Here is a 22,367-nt window from a genome sequence, read left to right as displayed (position 1 = left end):
GTCCGCCTTTTTTGTTGTCTGGTTTCCCGCAGTCTCAAGCGTGCGGCGGAGCGACGGCCGCGGGCGCTGCCTTGCCCTTGCGCGATTTCCGCCATTCCTCGAAGCGCTGAATGACAACGAACATCGACGGCACGAAAATTACCGCGAGGCAGGTCGAGGCGATCATGCCGCTGAACACGGTGATGCCGATCGACTTTCGCGCCGATGCGCCGGCGCCGGTCGCGAGCACAAGCGGCGCGACGCCGAGAATGAACGCGAACGACGTCATCAGGATCGGCCGGAACCGGGCCCTCGCCGCTTCGACGGCCGAGTCCATGATGGACTTGCCTTCGGCCCGAAGCTCGCGCGCGACTTCGACGATCAGAATGGCGTTCTTCGCGGACAGCGCGATGAGCAGCACGAGGCCGATCTGGACATAGAGGTTGTTATCGATCCTGAGCCCGAGCATGACGCCGACGGGACCGATCAGCGACAACGGCACGGCGAACAGCACCGCGAGCGGCGTGTACCAGCTCTCATATTGTCCGGCGAGCACGAGATAGACGAGCAGCATCGCCAGCGCGAAGACGTAATAGATCTGGCCGCCGACGAGCTTTTCCTGGAACGACAGCGCCGTCCACGACGAGCCGACGCCGGGCGGCAGCGTCTTTGCGGCGATGTCGTCCATCAGCTGCATCGTGTCGCCGGAGGAGAAACCCTTCGCCGGAACGCCGACGATGGAGGCCGACGGATAGAGGTTATAAAGGCTGATCAGCGACGGCCCGACGATCGGCGTGATCGTGAGCACGGTGCCGAGCGGGACCATGTCGCCATTCTGGTTGCGGACCTTGAGGTTCAGAACTTCGTCCGGCGTCATGCGGAAACCGGCGTCGCCCTGGACATAGATCTGGAAGACGCGGCCGAACTTGTTGAACTGGTCGACGTAGCTCGAGCCGAGATAGGTCGCGAGCGTCTGGAAGACCTGATCCGTCGTCAGCAGCAGCGTCTGCACCTTCTCACGGTCGATCGTGACCTTGTATTGCGGAGCCGAGGCGCGGAACGGCGTCGAGGCGCGCTGGATGGCCGACTGCGTGCTCGCCGCCTGAACAACCGCGTTCGTCGAATTTTCGAGCTTGCCGAGATCAAAGCTGCCATCGCGCAGCTCGATCTGCATCGTGAAGCCGCCGGCATTGCCGATGCCCTGAATGGGCGGCGGCGGCAGCACCATGACGCTGCCGTCGGTGACGGCCGACATTTTCGCGTTGAGGCTGGTATAGAGCGACAGCAGATCCTCGCCCTTGCCGCGTTCGCCCCAGTCCTTCAGCATGATGTAGGCGACGCCCGCGTTGGCGAGCGAGGCGCTGTTGTCGAGCGGCGAGATACCGGCAATCGTGATGACGCGCTCGACGCCGGGCACAGCGCGCGCGATTTTTTCCACCTGATCCAGCGATTTCTGTGTGCGCCCGAGAGAGGCGCCGTCGGGCAATTGCACGGCCGCAAGCAAGTAGCCCTGATCCTCGATCGGCAGGAAGCCGGTCGCGACGCGCGTCATGCCGTAGATCGAACCGCCGATGATGGCGGCGGCAATGAGCGCCATCAGCCCACTGTGATGCACCATTCTATCGATGAGCCGCGTGTAACGGCCTTCGAGGCGATCGTAGACGGCGTTGAAGCCGCGATAGAAAAAGTTGCGCTGCTCGGGCGGCACCGGACGGCGCAGCCACATGGCGCACTGCGTCGGCTTCAGCGTCGCGGCGTTGACGGCGCTAATCAACGCGGTTGCCGCAATGACGAGCGCGAACTGCGCGTACATCTGGCCGGTGAGACCCGGCAGGAACGATGCCGGGAGAAACACCGCCATCAGCACCAGCGTAATGCCGATGATAGGCCCCATCAGGGCATTCATCGCGGCGATCGACGCGTCGTGGCCGGACATGCCCTTTTCAATATTGTGCGCCGCGCCTTCCACAACGACGATGGCGTCGTCGACGACGATGCCGATGGCGAGCACGATCGCGAACAGCGTCGACAAGTTGATCGAAAAGCCCATCGCCGCCATCGCCGCGAACGCGCCGATGATCGTCACTGGCACGGTCGTCGCAGGCACGAGCATGGCGCGCCAATCCTGCAGGAAGACGAGGATGACGATCAGCACCAGGATCGCGGCTTCAAACAGCGTTTTATAAACTTCGTCGATGGCCTGCTGGACGAAGATCGTCGTGTCGAAGGGGATCGTGTACGCGACGCCCTCGGGGAACTCCTTCGCCAGCGCCTGCATCTTGGTATTCACTTCCTTGGCGACATCGAGCGCGTTGGCGCCCGGTGTCTGGAAGATCGCAAGACCGGCGGCCTGCTGGCCATTGAGATTGAAAATCTGCGCATAGGTTTGCGCACCAAGCTCGACGCGGCCGACATCGCGCAATCGCGTCAGGTCTCCATTGGAGCCGGTCTTGACGACGACGTTGGCGAACTGGCTGGCGTCGTCAAAGCGGCTCGAAACGTCGAGCGTGTATTGGAACGATTGATCGCCCGCCACGGGCGGCATGCCGATCTGTCCGGCCGTCACCTGCTCGCTCTGCTGCTGCAGTGCGTTGATGACGTCCTGCGCGTTGAGACTGCGCGCCTGCATTTTTTCCGGATCGAGCCAGACGCGCATCGAGTACTGGCCTGCGCCGAAGACGTTGACGTTGCCGACGCCGGGCAAGCGCGAAATCTCGTCCTTCAGGCGGATGGTCGCGTAGTTGCTCAGATAGAGGCTGTCGAACTTGTTGTTCGGCGAGGTCAGCGTCACGATCTGCAGGATCGACGTCGACTTCTTCTGCACGACGACGCCCTGCACCTGCACCGATTGCGGTAGAGACGCCATCGCAGCAGACACGCGGTTCTGCACGAGAATTTGCGCGTTGTTGAGGTCGGTGCCGATATCGAACGTGACCGTCAGCGTATAGGTGCCGTCGGACGCCGCGTACGACTGCATGTAGATCATGTTTTCGACGCCGTTCACCTGCTGCTCGATCGGCAGCGCGACGGTATCGATGACGGTGCGGGCGTTGGCGCCCGGATAGCGCGTCGTCACCTGTACGGTCGGTGGAACGACGTTGGGATATTGCGCGACCGGCAGGCGAAGCACGGAGACCGCGCCGATCACGACCATCAAAATCGCGATGACGTTCGCGAGGACGGGACGCTCGATAAAAAATTTCGAGATCATGGCGCGGTTTCCGCTGGCGGCGCGATCGTTTTGGCAACAGGGTCGATTTTCTGGCCGGGCACCACCGACATCAGGCCGGAGATGACGACGCGGTCGTCCGGCTGCACGCCCTTGTCGATGACGCGGAGGTCGCCGACCTGCTGGCCGAGAACGACCTTGCGCTGCTCGAGTACGTTATCCTTGTTGACGACGAGGACATATCGGCCGCTCTGGTCGCTGCCGACGACACGATCCGGCACGAGAAGCATGTTCGGCTGTTCGGCACGCGGAACGCGCACGCGCACGAAATATCCCGGCAGCAGCGAGCGGTTTTCGTTCGGCAGCACGCCGCGCACCAGCAGCGTGCCGGTCGCCGCCGTAATCGTCGGGGCGGCATAGTCAAGCGTGCCCTTGTGCGGATAGCCCTGCTCGCTCTGCAGGCCGACCTCGATCGGGATTTTCTTCATGTCTTCGCGCGTCAGGCCTTGGGCGCGCATGCTGGAGCGGATGTCCTGCACGTCGGTTTCGCTGATGGCGAAGTTCACGTAAATCGGATCGAGCTGCACGATGGTCGCGAGCGTCGTCGGACCGCCGGCGCCGACAAGCTGACCGAGCGAAACTTCACGCGCCGTCACGATGCCGTCGAAGGGAGCTTTGACTTCCGTATAACTGAGGTTGAGCTTGGCCTGCTCGATATCGACCTCGGACTGGGTCTGCTTGGCGATGGCGGCATCCTTGGCGGCCGTCGACTGATCGAGCGTCGCCTGGCTCGCGATGTTCTTCGCGGCGAGATCGACTTGGCGCTTGTAGTCGGCTTCCGCCTTCTTGGTGTCGGCCTGTGCACTCGACTGGCCCGCCTCGGCCTGCTCGAGCGAGAGCTGATAGGGCTTCTGTTCGATGACGAAAAGCACGTCACCGGCTTTGACCAAATCCCCGTCGTTGTACTTGATGGCCTGAATGAAGCCCTGGACGCGGGCGACGAGCGTCGTCGTATTCACCGCGGCCGTGTTGCCCGTTGCTTCGAGATAGCGCGTGACGGTCTTCTTCAAGGGCTGGGCGACTTCGATCTTCGGTGGCGGCGGCGGCACGAACGCATTTTTTTCGCCACAGGCAGCGAGCGTCAGGACGCCCGCCAATGCGCATACAGCTGGAATTCCTGTCATTGGCCGGAACAGCCGGGCCACCGCCGACTTCTGTTGCACGCCAGCGTCTGCCGATGCTCGCGTTTCAGTATCGCCACTCATTGAGAGCCTGCCGAGGTTGTGAGCGAAATACGACGTGCCGAGACAATCGCAAGTTATGTCATTTCCGAGATATCGTATAGTTCGCGCACTCGTACCGGCTGGAAATGACTCATGCGACTGCCCTCGCGCACCCGCGAAGCAGCAAACACACAGGAAGTGAAGATTCCGTAGCGGCGGGTGATTTTAAGGCCGGTGAAAGGCCGCCAGAATTGGCCGTGCAGCTACATTTGCCCCGGACCGGCAGCGAAAGTCGGGCTGGCGTTGGGATCGCCCTTGAAGGCGTAGTCGATTTCGGCGGGCGGCTCGGTCTGGCCACGACGGCCGCTATAGTCACCCCAACCTCGTTCGCTCGAGGCTTTGATGGTGCGTCGAGCGCTGGCGCTTCCCGTCTCGATTGGAGTTGCAGCAACCGTCCTTGCGTTTGGCGGTCCGTTCCATATCGCGCTCTGTGGCGCCAGGGTTTCGCTGGAGCAGCCTGCCAGGAGAAGTGTCGCGCACGCGAGCCGCGTCAGGCGTCCGCCCTTCGCCGCGCGCCGAATGGATCGCAGGTTCTTCAAAGCCCGGAAGCTCACGGATGACGCCCTCGCATGCTCCCGCCCCCTATAGCGGACTTCGGCCTGCTGGTGGAAGCGAAGTTACCACTCAGGCGCAGAGTTTCGGGTTCTACGAGGAGCGCGCTCCCGACGCGAAATGTTCCCAGCCTTGCAGCGCCGCCGTCCTAATTTATGCTCAATGCCGTTGTTGCATTCGAACAGCATCCCCTGGCGGTGCGGTTTTCGGCGAGACCAGCCATGCGGTTAAGCGGACGACGGTTCATTCTGTCGCTTACGATCCTGACGGCCAGCGTCTGTCTCGCGCTCGGCATCACGCTGCCGATCTTGAAGCTCACGAGCTTCACGTTCTGGACGACGGAGCACTCGCTGATCTCGACGGTGCAGGTTCTGCTGCGCGACGGGCAGACGTTCCTCGGCGTCATCGTCGTCGTGTTCTCGATCCTGCTGCCGATCACGAAGCTGCTTTATCTGCTACTCGTCTCGACGCTGCCGCCCGCGGAGATCGTGCGCCATCATCAGCGGCTGAGGGCGCTCGAATGGCTCGGCAAATGGTCGATGCATGACGTGCTCGTGCTGGCGCTCACGATCTTCTTCATCAAGAGCCAGGGCGTCTACGACGCGTCGAGCCTCAACGGCGTCTACTTCTTCACGGCGGCCGTCATCCTGATGATCCTGTCATATGCGTGGATCAGGACCGACGGCATGGCGGCGGCGCCGGAACTCGTACCGGTTTTGCCGGAGCCCGATGTCGGAGCGACCCAGCGCTCGCACGGCTGGCGGAATTTCGCGCTGAGCTTCCTGATCATTCTCGCGACAGTGTTTTTCGCGCTCGGCATCATCATGCCGACGATCCGGTTCACGACGATCTACGTCTGGACGAACGAACATTCGATCCTGACGATCATGTACGCGCTGTTCGAGAACGAGGAGTATTTTCTCGCGGCCGTCGTCTTCGCGGTGTCGGTGTTCTTTCCCTTCCTCAAGCTTTTCTATCTGCTGACGCTCATCACCTCGCACGACATGCCGCCGGACTTCCGCAAGCGTTCGATCGCGACGATGGAGTGGCTCGGGCGCTATTCGATGACCGACGTGATGGTGCTGGCGCTCATGATCTTCTACGTCAATTCGTCGGGCTATACGGAAGCGACCGTGCTGCCTGGCGTTTATTTCTTTGCCGCGTCCGCGATGATGACGATGCTGGCCTATGGCTGGGCGAACGTCGACCGGCCGACGTTGCGGCGGCGGCCAGCCGGAAGCGGACCGGCGATGTCGGGCGATCCGCGTGTCACCATCGCGCGCGATCCTGTGCGGCGACACGCCTGACTAAAAAGGCCGCCATGCAAGCGGCCTTTTCATGAATGTACGTCCCACGCGCTTACACAGCGGCTTGGTGCTCGTCAGATCGTGTGGATGTCGCGATCCTTGGTTTCCGGAACGAACAGGAAGCCGATGACGGCCGTCGCCGCGGCGACAACGATCGGATACCAGAGGCCGTAGTAGATATCGCCCGTTGCGGCCACCATGGCGAATGCGGTGGCCGGCAGAAGGCCGCCGAACCAGCCGTTACCGATGTGATAGGGCAGCGACATCGAGGTGTAGCGGATCTTGGTCGGAAACAGTTCGACCAGCGCCGCCGCGATCGGCCCGTACACCATCGTCACATAGAGCACCAGGATGAAGAGGATGCCGACGACCGTCGCCGCCTGACTGCGGAAGATGTCGAAGGGATGGGCCAGCTTCACGATCCCGGGATCATTCGCCTGCGGATAACCGGCTTCGTTGATCGCTTGCGAGCCGACGGTGACTTTGTTTTTCGGATCGCCGACGGCCGTCTCGAGATCGGCAGCTGGAACTTCCTTGTCTCCGATCACGACTTTCGCCGGTTGACCGGCGGGTCCCGCCTCGGTCGAATATTTCACCGATGCCTTCGACAGCCAGTCGCGGGCCTTATCGCAATTGGTCGTGTACTTGCGCGTGCCGACCGGATTGAACAGCGAACCGCATTCGGCCGGATCGGCAACGACCTTCACCTGCACGGTTTCGATCGCATGCGCGAGCGCCGGATTGGCCGTCTCGGCGAGAAGCTTGAAGAGCGGGAAGTACGTCAGCGCCGCGATGAGGCAGCCTGCGAGGATGACCGGCTTGCGGCCGATCTTGTCCGACAGCCAGCCGAAGAACACGAAGAACAGCGTGCCGAACAGCAGCGACCAGGCGATCAGGAGGTTCGCCGAATAGCCGTCGACCTTGAGAATGCTCTGCAGGAAGAACAGTGCGTAGAACTGGCCGGTGTACCAGACGACGCCCTGACCGGCGACGAGGCCGAGCAGCGCCAGCAGCACGTACTTGTTGTTCGGATAATGGAAGAAGCTTTCGGTCAGCGGCGCCTTGGAGCCCTTGCCCTCGTCCTTCATTTTCTTGAAGGCGGGCGATTCCGACAACGACAGGCGAATCCAGACCGAGATTCCGAGCAGAAGAATCGAAACCAGGAACGGAATGCGCCAGCCCCATTCCTTGAACGCGTCCTCGCCGACGATGGTGCGGACCGCGAGAATAACGATGAGCGAGAGGAACAACCCGAGCGTCGCGGTCGTCTGAATCCAGCTCGTATACATACCGCGTCGGCCGGACGGAGCATGCTCGGCGACATACGTCGCGGCGCCGCCGTACTCGCCGCCGAGCGCCAAGCCCTGCAGCAGACGCAGCCCGATCAGAATGATCGGAGCGGCAATGCCGATCGACGCCGCGCTCGGCAACAGGCCGACGACGAACGTCGACAGGCCCATGATCAGGATCGTTACGAGAAACGTATTTTTGCGGCCGACAAGATCGCCTATGCGGCCGAAGATGATGGCGCCGAACGGGCGGACGATGAAGCCGGCTGCGAATGCCAGCAGCGCAAAGATGTTGCGCGTCGATTCATTGTAGATGAAGGCGCCGGACGGATCCTTCAGCGAAAAGAACTGCGCGGCGATGATGGTCGCTAGAGAGCCGTAGAGATAGAAGTCGTACCATTCGAAGACCGTGCCGAGCGAGGATGCGAATATCACGCGGCGTTCCTCGCGCGAGATGCCCCTCCTTCGGTCTGACGAAGTTATCGGTTCTGCTGGCGTCATGCGTTCGCCCCCCTTCAGCTTTCAGCTTTGTTATTCTCAATTCTAAGCTGAAGGACGCGTGCGAAGCGAATGACTGTTGCAGATAAATATATTCTGCTTTCAGCTAGTGACGCGTCTTCTGCGACGCAAAAAAGCCGGCGACGTGCGCCGGCTTTGCATTTTTAGTTGCGCGTGGCGACTCCGCTTCGCGGAGCCGGCCGAAGTTTTGATGCACATGGCGACTCGCGTTCCGCGAGCCGGCCGCCATGCGTGAGCGAAATTAGCGCGAATAGAATTCGACGACGAGGTTCGGTTCCATCTGAACCGGATAGGGCACGTCCGAAAGCGCCGGAATGCGCGTCAAGGCCGCCGTCATCTTGTTGTGGTCGGCGTTGACGTAGTCCGGCACGTCGCGTTCAGCGCTCTTGATGGCTTCGAGAACCAGCGCGAGCTGCTTTGCCTTTTCCGTCACTTCGATGACGTCGCCGATGCGCAGGCGGTAGCTCGGAATGGTGACGCGCTTGCCATTGACGGTGACGTGGCCGTGGCTGACGAACTGGCGCGCAGCGAACACGGTCGGCACGAACTTAGCGCGGTAGACGAGCGCGTCGAGGCGGCGCTCGAGCAGGCCGATCAGAAGTTCCGAGGTCGAGCCCTTGAGGCGCGAAGCTTCGTCATAAGCGGCGCGGAACTGGCGCTCGGAGATCGAGCCGTAATAGCCTTTGAGTTTCTGCTTGGCCTTGAGCTGCTGGCCGAAGTCGGACAGCTTGCCCGAACGGCGCTCGCCATGCTGGCCGGGACGGCTTTCACGGCGGTTGAGCGGGCTCTTCGGGCGGCCCCAGATGTTCTCGCCGAGGCGGCGGTCGATCTTATGCTTGGCGCGAATGCGCTTAGTCATCTTCTAGCACTCCATGAGTTGAGACCCCGCAGGCCGAAATGACCGGCGCGGCCGTGTGGAGCGCCCCCTCCTCTACCCTCATTCGAGGGCTGACAGGCATGGACCTTCTACAGTCCCGCCACGGGTGCGCGGAAATCAAACGCGGGCCCGAAGGCCCGCGCGGAATGGTTGATAGAGGCGGTCAGCCGTCCCGTCAACGGCCTATTCGCCGCTATTTCTTCTCGACCGTCGTGCCCCCCGCGACCGAGCCGGTGGCCGTCGGGGCTCCCTGCTGGGGCTGGGCTGGCTGGGCCGGGGGTTTACCGGCGACCGCGCTCACCGGCGGGCTCGCCTCGACGTAAGCCGTGATCAGCTCCTTAACCTTCTTTTTCTGCTCGTCGGTGCACGACTGCGCCGACTCCTTCTTCTCGTCGACGACGACTTCCTTGTCGCCCTGCTTCTCGACGAGACGGATGCGCCCGGTCAGCAGCATGACCGTCGTGAGGTGGAGCTGGCTGATGTAGACCATCTGCTGCGGCGTCCACTTCTTCTTGAATTCTTCGCGGCGCATGAGCGCGCGGTGGTTCAGGATCTGATCGTCGCGCAGGTCGCAGATCTGGGCATGCGCCGACAGACGGCCGGCCTTGATGACCTCGCGCGCCACATCCAGCGGAACAACGACCTGATCCTTCTTCGTCTTGTCGATGACGATGACTGAGCCGTCCGGCTTGGAAAACTGCTGAGGCGTCAGCGACCAAGCGTATTCCATGAACGATTTGACCGCGTGTTCACTCAGGTCCTGAGCGCTTGCTGACGTCACACTCCCCGCAAGCGTCAGCGCAGCAACGCCCGCCAACACCACCCCCGCCTTAATATTCATCAACATCTCCAGTTGAGCCTGAATTTCTTTTCCGGTTTCCGTCGAAAGCCGTCCGACGCGGCGTCTCGCAAGCCACGTTGCATATCGCCAGTATGCCTTTTCCCTTGGCATCGCTCAGCCCAAAACATGTCCAGATCAAGGCGTCGCACTTGGGCCTTTTCGGGCCCTCCCTTTGCCCTGTGCGAGCGTGGCAACTATGCCACGAAGGGTCCGAACTTCCTGTTCCGTGGCGTTCATTCGTGTCAGCAGCGTGCGCAGGTTTTGTGACACGACCGTTTTGCGATGGGCGGGATTGAAAAACCCGTTTGCCTCGAGTTCCCGCTCCAAATGTTCAAACAGACCAATGAGTTCCTCCTTGGTCGCCGGGCGGTCGCGGCCCATGTACAGACCTTCGTTCAAGGGCTTCTCATAGGTTGTGACGCGGCCGAGACTGCGACCGGCATCGCTGCGCATCCATTCGTAACCGAGAAGCAGCACTGCCTGTGCGAGGTTGAGAGACGCGAAGCGCGAATTCACCGGAATCATGATCAGCGCGTCGGCGTTCGCGACCTCGCTGGTCTCGAGGCCATTGCGCTCGCGCCCGAAAAGAATTCCGCAGCGTTCACCGCGCGCGATCCGGGCGCGGGCCTCGGCGATCGCCTGCTCGGGCGTCAGGACGGGCTTGCGCATGTCCCGCTGGCGAGCGGTTGTAGCGGCGATCCAGTTCAAATCCGCGATGCTGTCCTCGAGTTTCTCGAAGGGGCGGGCATCGTCGATCACGTAGTTGGCGCCCGAGGCCGCGATGCGGGCCTTTTCATTCGGCCAGCCATCGCGCGGATTGACGAGGCGGAGATCGTCGAGCCCGAAATTGGCGCAGGCGCGCGCCACCATGCCGATGTTGTCGGCCAGCTGCGGCTCCATCAGGATGACCGACGGCGTCTCGCCTTCTCCGGCGACCGGCTCGCCCTTCATGTGTGCCCGGCGCAGGCCGTGGCGAAGCTTGCGGATGACGCGGCGCGCCCAGAACCAGTAATTCTCGCCCGACCACTGCTTGGCGAGCGACTCGAGGCACGGCGTCGCGATCGTCTCGGTGCCTTCGCCGTTCAGGCGGACGCGTCCGTCGCCGACAACGATCTCTTTTTTGCTCAGGATGAATTGATCGAGCGTCTCGATGCCCTGAACTTCGGTGCGGCGCTTACAGCCGGGGCACGTCACCTGATCTTCGATGCACTTGAGGCTGGCGCAGTACTGCAGCACGGGCTCCAGCGTCTGGCGCGTCAGTCCAGGAATGGCGAGCGTTTCGAGGCCCTGATCGATCGAGACCGCATGACAGGCGTGCACGACTTCGGCGACGCGCGTCTCGCGAGATCCGAGCACGGGTTCGCCGCCCGCGCCGATCTTCACATCGACGTTCGCGTCACGGTTATCGGTCTCAGTCCCGGCGTTCAAATCCGTCTCCGTTTCGCACGCGATCCCGCAGCGGCCGCCGCAGTCATACTATAGACGCGCACTGAAGGGTCCCTAGCTTGGAACATTGCTAAACAAATGAGCGGCGCTTGCCCAGCCTTTGGTCTAAGCCCCGGAGGGCTTGATCCCGCTCGCGAACTGCCGCACGACTGCGGCGAAGGTACGCTTCATCGGTGCGCCGGGGACCTTTAAGGTCCGGCCCACTCGTCCATCCTCCATTTTCGCTTGCGAGATCATCCCCATGAACAAGATCAAGGTTGAAGGCACCGTCGTCGAACTCGACGGCGACGAGATGACCCGCATCATCTGGAAGCTGATCAAGGACAAGCTCATTCACCCGTACCTCGATCTCAACATCGAGTACTACGACCTCGGCGTCGAGAACCGCGACAAGACCGACGATCAGGTGACGATCGACGCCGGCAACGCGATCAAAACGCATGGCGTCGGCATCAAGTGCGCGACGATCACGCCGGACGAAGCACGCGTCAAGGAATTCAATCTCAAGGAAATGTGGAAGAGCCCGAACGGCACCGTCCGCAACATCCTCGGCGGCGTCATCTTCCGTGAGCCGATCATCTGCACGAACGTGCCTCGTCTCGTGCCCGGCTGGACGCAGCCGATCGTCGTCGGCCGTCATGCCTACGGCGACATCTACCGCGCCACCGATTTCAAATTTCCCGGCAAGGGCAAGCTGACGATCAAGTTCACCGGCGACGACGGCGCGGTGATCGAAAAGGACGTGTTCAATGCACCGGGCGCCGGCATCGCGATGGCGATGTACAATCTCGACGAGTCCATTCGCGATTTCGCGCGCGCGTCGCTGAACTACGGCCTTGCACGCAACTATCCCGTCTATCTCTCGACCAAGAACACGATCGCCAAAGTCTATGACGGGCGCTTCAAGGACATTTTCCAGGAAATCTTCGACGCGGAATTCAAGGATGAATTCGCAAAGCGCAAGATCACCTACGAGCACCGCTTGATCGACGACATGGTTGCGAGCGCGCTCAAGTGGTCGGGCGGCTACGTCTGGGCCTGCAAGAACTACGACGGCGACGTGCAGTCCGATACCGTCGCGCAAGGCTTCGGCTCCCTCGGCCTCATGACGAGCGTGCTCATGACACCCGACGGCAAGACCGTCGAAGCGGAAGCCGCGCATGGCACGGTGACGCGCCATTACCGCGAGCATCAGAAGGGCAAGGAAACGTCGACGAACTCGATTGCCTCGATTTTTGCGTGGACGCGTGGCCTCGCACATCGCGCCAAGCTCGACGGCAACGAGCCGCTGGCGAACTTCTGCAAGACGCTCGAAAAGGTGTGCATCTCGACGGTTGAATCCGGGTTCATGACGAAAGACCTCGCGCTGCTCGTTGGCCCCGATCAAAAGTGGCTGTCGACCACGGGCTTCCTCGACAAGGTCGACGAGAACCTGAAAGCGGCGATGGGCGCGAAAGCATAAGCCCGTCGCGACGATCGATGATGCGAGGCTTCGCATGACAGACAGCGAGGCGGATCGCATCATCGGGCTCTACGAGCGGCACGCGCACCTCTGGGACGCGGAGCGATCCCGCAGCCTACCCGAACACGCGTGGTTACAGCGCTTCGAAGCGTTGCTGCCCAAGGGCGGCTCGGTGCTCGACATCGGTTGCGGGGCGGGCGAGCCTGTTGCGGGCTATTTCGTGCGAGCGGGCTATCAGGTTCACGGTGTCGACTCGTCACCCACCATGATAGAACGCTGCCGGGCGCGTTTTCCTGAAAGCGCTTGGGACGTCGCCGACATGCGCACGTTGTCCCTCGGGCGAACCTTCGACGGCCTGCTCGCGTGGGACAGCTTCTTTCATCTGACGCGGGACGATCAGCGCCGCATGTTTGCGGTTTTCTGCGCGCACGCGGCACCTCATGCCGCTCTGATGTTCACCAGCGGGCCGAGCGACGGCGTGGCAATGGGGACCTTCGGCGGCGAACCACTCTACCATTCCAGTCTCGCACCGGACGCTTATCGCGCATTGCTCGCTGACAACGGCTTCGAGGTCGTCGCCAACGTGTTCGACGATCCGCAGACCGGCGGGCACAGCATCTGGCTCGCGAGGAAGAGCCTTTGATGGCGCGTGGAGTCTTTGTTTGCGCGTGGCGACTCCGCTTCGCGGAGCCGGCCGCCACGCGCGGGTCGAATTCACGCGTTCCGCGAGCCGGCCGAGTTTTGGATTGCGCATGGCGACTCGCGTTCCGCGAGCCGGCCGCCATGCGGGAGCGTGAGCGAACGCGCTATTTCTTCTGGGCGGCGATCTGCTGATCGACTTCGGCCTGCATCTTGGCGGTCATGACGTTGAAGTCGTTCTTCAGCGTGGCGCAGGCATCCTTTTCGCCATCGCAGACCACGGCCATCGTGATGACGAGGTTATCGCCCTGCTGCACGGGTTTGCGGCAGATGGCTGCCGGGTAAGCGGGATGCCCTTTCACCGTGAACGTGTACATCACGGAGGCATTCTTATCGTCGTCGCTGTAAGCGACGTACTGATCGCTCTTGTAGACCTGCTTCAGATCGGACTTCGCCGAATACCGGTCGATCAGCTCTTGAGCCTTCGCTGTCGGATCACCGCAAAAACCCTCCGCCGCCGTGACCGTCGGACCGGCTTTGGGCATCGGCGTCGGCGCAAGCTTGACAACTGGATCGTTGGCAAGCGCCGGAAGCGTTAACGCCAGAACAGATGCGGCCGAAACGACAAAACCCAAGGCACGGAAGCGATGCATTTGCGAGTATCCCAGCAGGAAGTTTGCCGGGCTATATACCCAAACTTCCCGACCGTCACTCGTGAATTCCCGGCAAGGTTATGTTCCGCAGCCTGCCATCTCCGGCATTTCGGGGTGAGCCGCGAGCGTCGTGGCAATCAGACATCGAAACGCGAGACCACGTCCGTTGCGCACGGCGAGCATGGCCGCCTGTGCGGCCATGACGAACGGGAGGGCGTAGCGTCTACGACGCGTCAGCCTGCGAGGCGGGCTTCGATGGCTTTCAGTGCGTCGCCGGCTTTGGCTCCGTCTGGGCCGCCCGCCTGCGCCATGTCGGGACGGCCGCCGCCGCCCTTGCCGCCGAGCGCTTCGGCTCCCGCCTTCACGAGATCGACGGCGCTCCACGACTTGACGAGGTCTTCCGTCACGCCGACCGCGAGACCGGCTTTGCCGTCTTCCGTCACGCCGACGATCGCGACGATGCCGGAGCCGACCTGCTTCTTGCCGTCGTCGATCAGGCCACGCAGATCCTTCGGATTGAGGCCCTGCACGGTGCGCGCAAGCAGCTTGACGTTGCCGATGCTGCGGATGGCATCCGCGCCGTCGGATGCGCCGTTGACGCCGCCGCCGAGCGCCAGCTGCCTCTTGGCGTCGGCCAGCTGCTTTTCGAGAACCTTGCGTTCTTCGACGAGATGCTTCAGCCGCTCGATCAGGTCCTCGGGACGCGTCTTCAGTACGCTCGCGGCTTCGCGCACGCGCGCGTCCTGTTCATCGAGGTAGGCGCGCGCGCCCTCACCCGTCAGCGCTTCGATGCGGCGAACGCCTGCGGCACTGCCGCTTTCGGCCACGACTCGCACGAGCCCGATATCGCCGGTGCGCGTAACATGCGTGCCGCCGCAGAGTTCGACGGACCATGCTTTGTTGGCGCCGGGGCGCGTCGAGCCCATCGAGACGACGCGCACTTCATCTCCGTATTTTTCGCCGAACAGCGCCATTGCGCCGGACGCGCGGGCCTCGTCGAGCGCCATCAAGCGCGTCACGACAGGCGTGTTTTCGAGCAGCACGGCATTCGCCATGTCCTCGACGGCTTTGATTTCGTCGGCCGACATCGGCTTCGTATGCGAGAAGTCGAAGCGCAGGCGATCGGGTGAAACCAATGAGCCCTTCTGCGCGACGTGCGTGCCGAGCACTTGCCGCAGCGCTTCATGCAGCAGATGCGTCGCGGAGTGATTGGCGCGTGTCGCCGTGCGACGGGCGTGATCGACTTCGATCTCGACGGCGTCGCCGGCTGTGAAGCTGCCAGCCTCGACCTTGCCGAAGTGCACAAACAGATCGCCGAGCTTTTTCTGCGTGTCGGCCACGCGGAAGAGCGCGCCCTTTGCGCCCTTGATGACGCCCTGGTCGCCGACCTGGCCGCCGCTTTCGCCATAGAACGGCGTCTGGTTGAGGATGAGCGCGCCCTCGTCGCCCGCCTTCAATGTATTTGCGTCTTTGCCGTTCGCGACGAGCGCCGTGACGATGCCTTCGGCGGTCTCGGTGTCGTAGCCGAGGAACTCGCTGGCACCGACCTTGTCCTTGATCTCGAACCACAGGCCTTCGGTCGCTGCTTCGCCCGAGCCTTTCCAGGCGGCCTTGGCGGCATCCTTCTGCTTTTTCATCGCGGCGTCGAAGGCGTTGGTGTCGACGGAAATTCCGCGCGGCTTCAGCGCGTCTTCGGTCAGATCGAGCGGGAAGCCGTAGGTGTCATAGAGCTTGAACGCGACGTCGCCGGGGAAGACGGAGCCCTTCTTCATGCTCGCGGAGCTTTCGCCCAGGAGCTTCAGGCCGTTGTCGAGCGTGCGTTTGAATTTCGTTTCTTCGAGCTTCAGCGTTTCGGTGATGAGCGGCTGCGCGCGCACGAGTTCGGGATAGGCGTCGCCCATCTCGCGCACCAGCGACGGCACGAGCAGATGCATCAGCGGATCGTGGCAGCCCATCTGGTGCGCGTAACGCATGGCGCGGCGCATGATGCGGCGGAGCACGTAGCCGCGGCCTTCGTTCGAGGGCAGCACGCCGTCGGCGATCAGGAAGCTCGTCGAGCGCAGGTGATCGGCGATGACGCGGCGCGCGACGTTCAGGAACTCGGGGCTTGCGTCGCCGCCGGTTTCCTTCGCACCAGTCTTGGCGGCTTCTTGCCGGATCGCCTGGATGAGGTTTTCAAAGAGGTCGATTTCGTAATTGTCGTGCTTGCCCTGGAGCACGGCCGCGATACGCTCGAGACCCATGCCGGTGTCGATCGAGGGGCGCGGGAGATCGATGCGATCGCCGGGCGCGCGCTGCTCGAATTGCATGAACACGAGATTCCAGATCTCGATGAAGCGGTCGCCTTCCGAGTCCGGCGAGCCCGGCGGGCCGCCAGGAATTTTATCGCCGTGGTCGAAGAAGATTTCCGAACACGGACCGCAGGGGCCGGTGTCGCCCATCTGCCAGAAGTTGTCGCTCGAGGCGATGCGGATGATGCGGTCGTCGGAGAAGCCCGTGACCTTCTTCCAGATTTTATAAGCGTCGTCGTCGGTGTGATAGATCGTGACGAGCAGGCGCTTCGCGTCGAGGCCGAAATCCTTGGTCAGCAGATTCCAGGCCAGCTCGATGGCGCGGTCCTTGAAGTAATCGCCGAACGAAAAGTTGCCGAGCATCTCGAAGAACGTGTGATGGCGCGCGGTGTAGCCGACGTTGTCGAGGTCGTTGTGCTTGCCACCGGCGCGGACGCACTTTTGCGATGAGGCGGCGCGCGGGATGGCGCGCGTCTCCTGCCCGGTGAAGACGTTCTTGAACTGCACCATGCCGGCATTGGTGAACATCAGCGTCGGGTCGTTGCGCGGCACGAGCGGCGACGACGGCACGACCTCGTGACCGTTCTTGGCGAAGTAGTCGAGAAACGAAGAGCGGATTGCGCTGACGCCAGCCATGTGTGCCTTCAAGCCTTATTCGCGGACATAACCGCCCGGACCGAAGCGTCCCTGGAACGGTTCAAGGCCGCCGTTGTAGCGGCGGCCCTGGAGAGTGTCCAGAAACGGAAGGTGAGACGGAAAGGCCGGTCTCACGGCACGGGATGGCAACTCCGTCCGCCACGAATATTGCAGGCCCTGTCTCCGTCATGCCCGCGAAGGCGGGCATCCGTCCGAGCATCCGACAAACCGCAAGGCATCGGCTTGGGCAGATCCCGGCCTGCGCCGGGATGACGGTTGTATAGTGGGCGCACTCCCTTCCGTCATTCTCGGCTGAGCGCAGGCGAAAACCTGGATCCAGAGTAAATCTCGTCGAAGGCGCTATAATGAGCCTCCGGCAGTTTTATGCAGGGTCCCCGAACGGCTCACGGTTTTGCCGTTCGAGGATGATGATGTTCTCCGACGTTCGATTCGTCAGCGCTTGGCCTTGGCGACTTTCTTGGTGTCTTCGTCGGGCAGGACGCCGTCCTCGTCCGGCTCCTCGCCGTCATCCTCGCCCGCGTCCGGGTTGACCAGCATCTTCTCGACGATCAGACCAGCGTTGGCGCGTATGGCGTTTTCGATCTCGGCGGCGATCTTCGGGTTTTCCTTGAGATACGTCTTGGCGTTCTCGCGGCCCTGGCCGATGCGGTCGCCGTTATAGGACATCCAAGCGCCTGACTTCTCGACGATGCCAGCCTTGACGCCCAAGTCGATCAGCTCGCCGACTTTCGAGACGCCCTCGCCATACATGATGTCGAACTCGACCTGCTTGAAGGGCGGCGCGACCTTGTTCTTGACAACCTTGACGCGGGTCTGGTTGCCGACCGTTTCCTCGCGCTCCTTGATCTGGCCGATGCGGCGGATATCGAGGCGGACGGAGGCATAGAACTTCAGCGCGTTGCCGCCCGTCGTCGTTTCCGGGTTGCCGAACATGATGCCGATCTTCATGCGGATCTGGTTGATGAAGACGACCATGCACTTCGATTTGGAGATCGAGCCGGTCAGCTTGCGCAGCGCCTGACTCATCAAGCGCGCCTGCAGGCCCGGCAAGCTGTCGCCCATCTCGCCTTCGAGTTCGGCCTTCGGCGTCAGAGCGGCGACCGAGTCGACGACCAGCACATCGACGGCGCCGGATCTGACGAGCGTATCGGCGATCTCAAGCGCCTGCTCGCCGGTATCGGGCTGCGAAATCAGAAGGTCTTCGATCTTGACGCCGAGCTTCTTGGCATAGCCCGGATCGATCGCGTGCTCGGCGTCGACAAAGGCGCAGATGCCGCCGCGCTTCTGGGCTTCCGCCACCACGTGCAGCGCAAGCGTGGTCTTGCCCGAGCTTTCGGGACCATAAATCTCGATAATGCGGCCCTTGGGCAGGCCGCCGATGCCGAGGGCGATATCAAGCCCGAGCGAGCCGGTCGGTATCGCTTCGATATCGACCTTGTCGTTGGCGCCCAAGCGCATGATCGACCCTTTACCGAAGTTCTTGTCGATCTGTTGAAGCGCGTGTTCGAGCGCCTGCTTCTTGTCCATCTTGCCCCCTTCGAGCACAGTCCAATCCGGCCGTTCCATCGTCGTCGTCCCTCAATATGGCAAGCGCCCAGCGCCTTCAATTAAGGATATATGTACCCTATTTGTTCCACTCGCGTCAATCACGTTTTGTTCTCGCGTCGCTCAAATAAGCGGAACTTATAGAGTGGACAGGGGTCAAGTGGGCTATCGGTCCGCTATTCGGCATGATGAGCCGGAATGATTTCAGGAACCAAGACGAGGTATCAGACATGAGCGCATCAAGCGGCCGTTTCGGCATCCGGGTCGGCGAAGCCCTGGTCGCGGGCGGCCCGCCAGGCACTGCGGCGGAACCCGAAGTTGCGATCGGCGAAATGGACGGCCCGTTCGGCACGGCCTTCGCGACGCTTCTCGGCGACCAGACCAAAGGGCACAGCAAGGTGCTGTCGCTGCTCAACACCGACGTCATGGTGCGTCCGCCGACGCTGTGCGTCAGCAAGGTGACGGTCGAGAACGAGCGCTACACGAACATCCTCATGGGCACCGTTCAGTATGCGACGTCGATGGGCGTGCTCGACGCCGTGCGTGCTGGCGACCTGCCCCGCGACAAGGTCGATGATCTCGGCATCATCGTGTCGGTGTGGCTCAACCCGTCAGTTGCGACGATCGAGAAGCTCGACCACAAGATCCTGTTCGATATTCATCGCAAGGCGACGGCGCTCGCCATTCACAAGGCGATGACCTATCAGCCGACGATCGACTGGCTGCTGGAGAACCAGGACAAGGTCATTCACAAATATTTCGAGAAGGGTCTCAAGGGCGAGATCTAAGGTTCGATCAAGCTCGGACGGCAAACATCTGCGTCGAGTTCGTTCCGATATGCGGGCGGTGCACTGATCATCAGGTGCCGCCCGCATTCATTTCTGCTGCAGACGATCCGCATGGGTCTTCACCTCGCGCTCGGCCCCTCCCCTGACGGGAGGGGAGAAGTGGCGTTTGGATAGAGATCTTCAGACGACGCTCGAAATTCTGGCTGGCTCTGAAGTTCTTTCGTCATTCTCGAACGGCTGAGCATGCGAAGGCCGTTTGGGAATCCAACAGAAGAATTGCCCAAGGCTCAATATTGCGTCTGCGACAAGTCTTGTGCTGGATCCCCGGCCTTCGGCTCGGCTTCGCCGCGCTCGGCCGAGGATGACGAAGCGAGAGGATTTCTACTTCGCCAGCTCTTCCTTCACTTTCGCGGCGAGTTGGGGAAGAGAGAACGGCTTCGGCAGGAAGGCGAAATTGTCGGAGCCCATGCTCTCGCGGAAGGCTTCGTTCGGATAGCCCGAGACGAAGATCACCTTGATCGACGGATTGCGCTTCCGCAGTTCCTTGAACAGCGCGGGGCCATCCATCTCCGGCATCACGACGTCCGAGACGACGATGTCGATCTCACCTTCATTCGCCGCCATGATCTCGAGCGCTTCGACGCCGTCGGTCGCTTCCAGAACCTGATAGCCCTGACGCTTCAGCGCGCGCACCGCGAACTGGCGAACCTCGACCTCGTCCTCGACGAGCAGCACGCGGCCAGTGCCGGTGAGATCGGTTGCCTGGAGTTCCTTCTTGCCGGCGGCGACGGGCTGCGGACGCACGGCTGCAGGCTCTTCGTTGTCCTCGACGACATAGCGCGGCAGGAAGATCTTGAAGGTCGTGCCCTTGCCGAGTTCGCTTTCGGGGAAAATGTAGCCGCCCGACTGCTTGATGATGCCATAGACCGAGGCGAGGCCGAGACCCGTGCCCTTGCCGATGCCCTTGGTCGTGAAGAACGGCTCGAAGATCTTCGCCATCACTTCCGGGCTCATGCCGGTCCCGGTGTCGGAGATTTCGAGCAGCACGTATTCGCCCGGCGTGAAGCCCGCAGCGGGACTCATGCGCTGGCTTTCGCGCTCGGTGACGTTCTGCGTGCGGATCGTCAGCTTGCCGCCGTCGGGCATGGCGTCGCGAGCGTTGCGCGCGAGGTTCAGAATGACCTGATACAGCTGGTTGCTGTCGGCGCGGACGTACCAGAGATCGCGGCCCGCCTGGAACTGCAGATCGATCTTCTCGCGCACCTGCGTCTTGAGCATGGCGCGCATATCGGACGTCAGCTCGTTCAGATCGAACACAGAGACCTGCTGCATCTGCTTGCGCGAGAAGCCGAGCAGTCCGGCGACGAGATTGGCAGCGCGGTTCGCAGCCGACTGGATGTTCTTGATGTCCTTGTACGACGGATCGCTCGGACGGTGCGTTTGCAGCAGCAAATCCGAAAAGCCGATGATGGCCGTCAGCACGTTGTTGAAGTCGTGCGCGATGCCGCCCGCCAGATTGCCGACGGCTTCCATCTTCTGCGCCTGCGAAACCCGGTCCTCGAGCTGCTTCTGCTCGGTCGCGTCGATGACGTAGAGCGCAGCTGCGGCGCCGCCAGACACGGCGGCAAGCGGCGACATGAACACGCGGCAGGTGAACTGCTTCTGATCGCCCGCCGTGATCTCGATCGGCTGCACGTTGCCGCGCCCGGCGAGGACTTCGGCGAGTCCTTCTTCGATGCGCGTGCGCTCGCCAGCGTCGCCGGTGCGGCCCAGCGCTTCGCAAGCCAGAACGTCCTGCGCAGGTCGTCCGTCGAGCACGAGGCGCATGAATGCGGGGTTGCAGCTCGCGATCCGGCCTTCGCCGTCGATCGTCGCGATGCCGAACGGCGCCGACTGGAAGAACTGCGAGGCGCGAACGTCCTGCGGCGTCCGATCTCCGAGACCAGCCGTCAGACGGTTGATAGCGGTGATCGTGAAACCTTCATCGGGATGACCGCCCGCTGGTTCGACGAGCAGCGTCAGCGGTACCATGCGGCCGTCCTGCCGCGTCAGGTCGAGATCGACGACGCGCTGATCGGCTTCCGGGATCTCCGCCATGTTCTCGAGAAGGCGTGCGCCGTCGCCGCCCGCAAGTTCGGCCAGGCGCAGATGATGCGTCCGGAGCGAGCCGACCGGATAGCCGAGCCACTGCTCGAACGCGGCGTTGACGTGAAGAATGGTGCCGTCGCCGGCGATCGACATGAAGCCCGCCGGCATCGTGTCGAAGGCTGCGAGCGCGGTTTCAAGCGTGCCGACGCGCTGCGCTTCTTGCGCCTTGTCTTTCGAAATGTCCCGGATGCGCCACAGCGCGAGACGCTGCCGCAGAAGCGTGCCGTCGCCATTGCCGGTCGAAACGAACGGGCGCACGGAAATCCTGACCCACGCCGGGCGGCGCGACGGGCCTGGACGCAATCGGACATCCTCGCTGCGGCTCTCGCCGCGTTCGGCGGCGCGCGTCAGGCGAAAGAGAGCTTGCGTCGCTTCGGGCTCGGCGCTCATCACGGCATCGAGCGCCGCGAACGGTCCCGCTTCATGACGGCCGAACATATCTTCGAGCGCCGAATTCGCGTACACGACCGTACTGTCTTGATGCGCGAGAATCTGCGGTTCGTCGCTGGCGTCGGCGGCAGCCTTGAGCAGATCGCCCGGCGCCACGCGCGCTCCGATGCGAATGTGTCCAGCGGCGACGCCAAAGATCAGGAACATGCCGAGCATTGCCAGAACCGCGATCACGGTCAGCAGAACCGGCTTGCCGGAGCTGCTCGCAAGCAGGCCAAAAACCAGGGCGCCCGCAGCGGCAACGATCATTGCTATGGGGAGGAACCCGCCGAACCCTTCCGCTGTGTTCAGCGTGTCGAGCGGGGCGGCATTGATCCTCAACGCCTCGCGATCCTTCATGGGCTCGGAATCTATCTGATTCTCGATGGCCGGGGCGTCAGTCTGGAGCATGGGAACTGGAACTCAAACGCAACTGCAACTGTGCCGCAACGAGTCGGCGCTTTTCTGTTGGCTAAGACTTCGCTCAAGAGAG

Annotated in this window: 15 protein-coding genes; 4 read left to right on the top strand and 11 right to left on the bottom strand. The window is 62.3% G+C overall.

Features of this window, described 5'->3' with window-relative positions; genetic code table 11:
* Positions 1 to 34: 34 nt before the first annotated feature.
* The 3 genes from HYPGJ_RS03265 to HYPGJ_RS03255 all read right to left on the bottom strand — a co-directional run bounded on the left by HYPGJ_RS03265 (position 35) and on the right by HYPGJ_RS03255 (position 4,985).
* Positions 35 to 3,190, bottom strand: coding sequence for an efflux RND transporter permease subunit (locus HYPGJ_RS03265; RefSeq protein ID WP_046845897.1), 3,156 nt, complete (start codon positions 3,188 to 3,190; stop codon positions 35 to 37).
* Positions 3,187 to 4,413 carry an efflux RND transporter periplasmic adaptor subunit gene (locus tag HYPGJ_RS03260; RefSeq protein ID WP_200185658.1) on the bottom strand — a complete coding sequence of 409 codons (1,227 nt, stop codon included), beginning with the start codon at positions 4,411 to 4,413 and terminating at the stop codon, positions 3,187 to 3,189. Before HYPGJ_RS03260 ends, HYPGJ_RS03265 begins: the two co-directional genes overlap by 4 nt.
* Positions 4,414 to 4,634: 221 nt before the next feature.
* Positions 4,635 to 4,985 (bottom strand): hypothetical protein, encoded by a 351-nt coding sequence (locus HYPGJ_RS03255; RefSeq protein ID WP_143440479.1) that lies wholly within the window; start codon positions 4,983 to 4,985, stop codon positions 4,635 to 4,637.
* 219 nt (positions 4,986 to 5,204) lie between these two features.
* Between HYPGJ_RS03255 and HYPGJ_RS03250 the strand changes: the two genes are divergently transcribed.
* Positions 5,205 to 6,290, top strand: a complete 1,086-nt coding sequence (locus tag HYPGJ_RS03250; protein ID WP_046846664.1) for a paraquat-inducible protein A — start codon at positions 5,205 to 5,207, stop codon at positions 6,288 to 6,290.
* Between the two features lie 74 nt (positions 6,291 to 6,364).
* On the opposite strand, the gene HYPGJ_RS03245 is transcribed toward HYPGJ_RS03250, so the two are convergent.
* The 4 genes from HYPGJ_RS03245 to HYPGJ_RS18635 all read right to left on the bottom strand — a co-directional run bounded on the left by HYPGJ_RS03245 (position 6,365) and on the right by HYPGJ_RS18635 (position 11,244).
* On the bottom strand, positions 6,365 to 8,080 hold the full coding sequence (locus HYPGJ_RS03245) for an MFS transporter (RefSeq protein WP_046845895.1): 1,716 nt from the start codon (positions 8,078 to 8,080) through the stop codon (positions 6,365 to 6,367).
* Positions 8,081 to 8,339: 259 nt separating this feature from the next.
* On the bottom strand, positions 8,340 to 8,957 hold the full coding sequence (rpsD, locus tag HYPGJ_RS03240; protein ID WP_013216076.1) for a 30S ribosomal protein S4: 618 nt from the start codon (positions 8,955 to 8,957) through the stop codon (positions 8,340 to 8,342).
* A 211-nt stretch (positions 8,958 to 9,168) separates the two neighbouring features.
* Positions 9,169 to 9,816: a hypothetical protein gene (locus tag HYPGJ_RS03235; RefSeq protein ID WP_046846663.1), complete on the bottom strand. Its 648-nt coding sequence runs from the start codon at positions 9,814 to 9,816 to the stop codon at positions 9,169 to 9,171.
* A gap of 135 nt (positions 9,817 to 9,951) precedes the next feature.
* Entirely contained in the window at positions 9,952 to 11,244 is a 1,293-nt protein-coding gene (locus tag HYPGJ_RS18635) for an RNA methyltransferase (RefSeq protein ID WP_083984010.1), read from the bottom strand.
* A 259-nt stretch (positions 11,245 to 11,503) separates the two neighbouring features.
* Here HYPGJ_RS18635 and HYPGJ_RS03225 point away from each other — a divergent pair, with 259 nt between their 5' ends.
* Both HYPGJ_RS03225 and HYPGJ_RS03220 read left to right on the top strand, forming a co-directional pair.
* A complete protein-coding gene (locus HYPGJ_RS03225) occupies positions 11,504 to 12,724 on the top strand; it encodes an NADP-dependent isocitrate dehydrogenase (RefSeq protein WP_046845894.1) in 1,221 nt (406 codons plus the stop codon).
* A 34-nt stretch (positions 12,725 to 12,758) separates the two neighbouring features.
* Positions 12,759 to 13,367 (top strand): class I SAM-dependent methyltransferase, encoded by a 609-nt coding sequence (locus tag HYPGJ_RS03220; protein ID WP_046845893.1) that lies wholly within the window; start codon positions 12,759 to 12,761, stop codon positions 13,365 to 13,367.
* A gap of 163 nt (positions 13,368 to 13,530) precedes the next feature.
* Here HYPGJ_RS03220 and HYPGJ_RS03215 read toward each other — a convergent pair whose 3' ends face one another.
* The 3 genes from HYPGJ_RS03215 to recA form a co-directional block, all read right to left on the bottom strand.
* Positions 13,531 to 14,016, bottom strand: coding sequence for a hypothetical protein (locus HYPGJ_RS03215; RefSeq protein WP_046845892.1), 486 nt, complete (start codon positions 14,014 to 14,016; stop codon positions 13,531 to 13,533).
* Between the two features lie 233 nt (positions 14,017 to 14,249).
* Positions 14,250 to 16,943, bottom strand: a complete 2,694-nt coding sequence (gene alaS, locus HYPGJ_RS03210; protein ID WP_046845891.1) for an alanine--tRNA ligase — start codon at positions 16,941 to 16,943, stop codon at positions 14,250 to 14,252.
* A 453-nt stretch (positions 16,944 to 17,396) separates the two neighbouring features.
* Complete coding sequence (recA, locus tag HYPGJ_RS03205) at positions 17,397 to 18,530, bottom strand: recombinase RecA (RefSeq protein WP_046845890.1); 1,134 nt, start codon at positions 18,528 to 18,530, stop codon at positions 17,397 to 17,399.
* A gap of 209 nt (positions 18,531 to 18,739) precedes the next feature.
* Here recA and fae point away from each other — a divergent pair, with 209 nt between their 5' ends.
* Positions 18,740 to 19,297 (top strand): formaldehyde-activating enzyme, encoded by a 558-nt coding sequence (gene fae, locus HYPGJ_RS03200; RefSeq protein ID WP_046845889.1) that lies wholly within the window; start codon positions 18,740 to 18,742, stop codon positions 19,295 to 19,297.
* Positions 19,298 to 19,678: 381 nt separating this feature from the next.
* Here the strand turns inward: fae and HYPGJ_RS03195 are convergent, their stop codons facing one another.
* A complete protein-coding gene (locus tag HYPGJ_RS03195) occupies positions 19,679 to 22,285 on the bottom strand; it encodes a PAS domain-containing sensor histidine kinase (RefSeq protein WP_046845888.1) in 2,607 nt (868 codons plus the stop codon).
* Between the last annotated feature and the right edge of the window lie 82 nt (positions 22,286 to 22,367).

The sequence above is a fragment of the Hyphomicrobium sp. GJ21 genome (genome assembly GCF_001006785.1).
Classification (GTDB): domain Bacteria; phylum Pseudomonadota; class Alphaproteobacteria; order Rhizobiales; family Hyphomicrobiaceae; genus Hyphomicrobium_B.
This window is presented reverse-complemented; position numbering and strand designations above follow the sequence as displayed.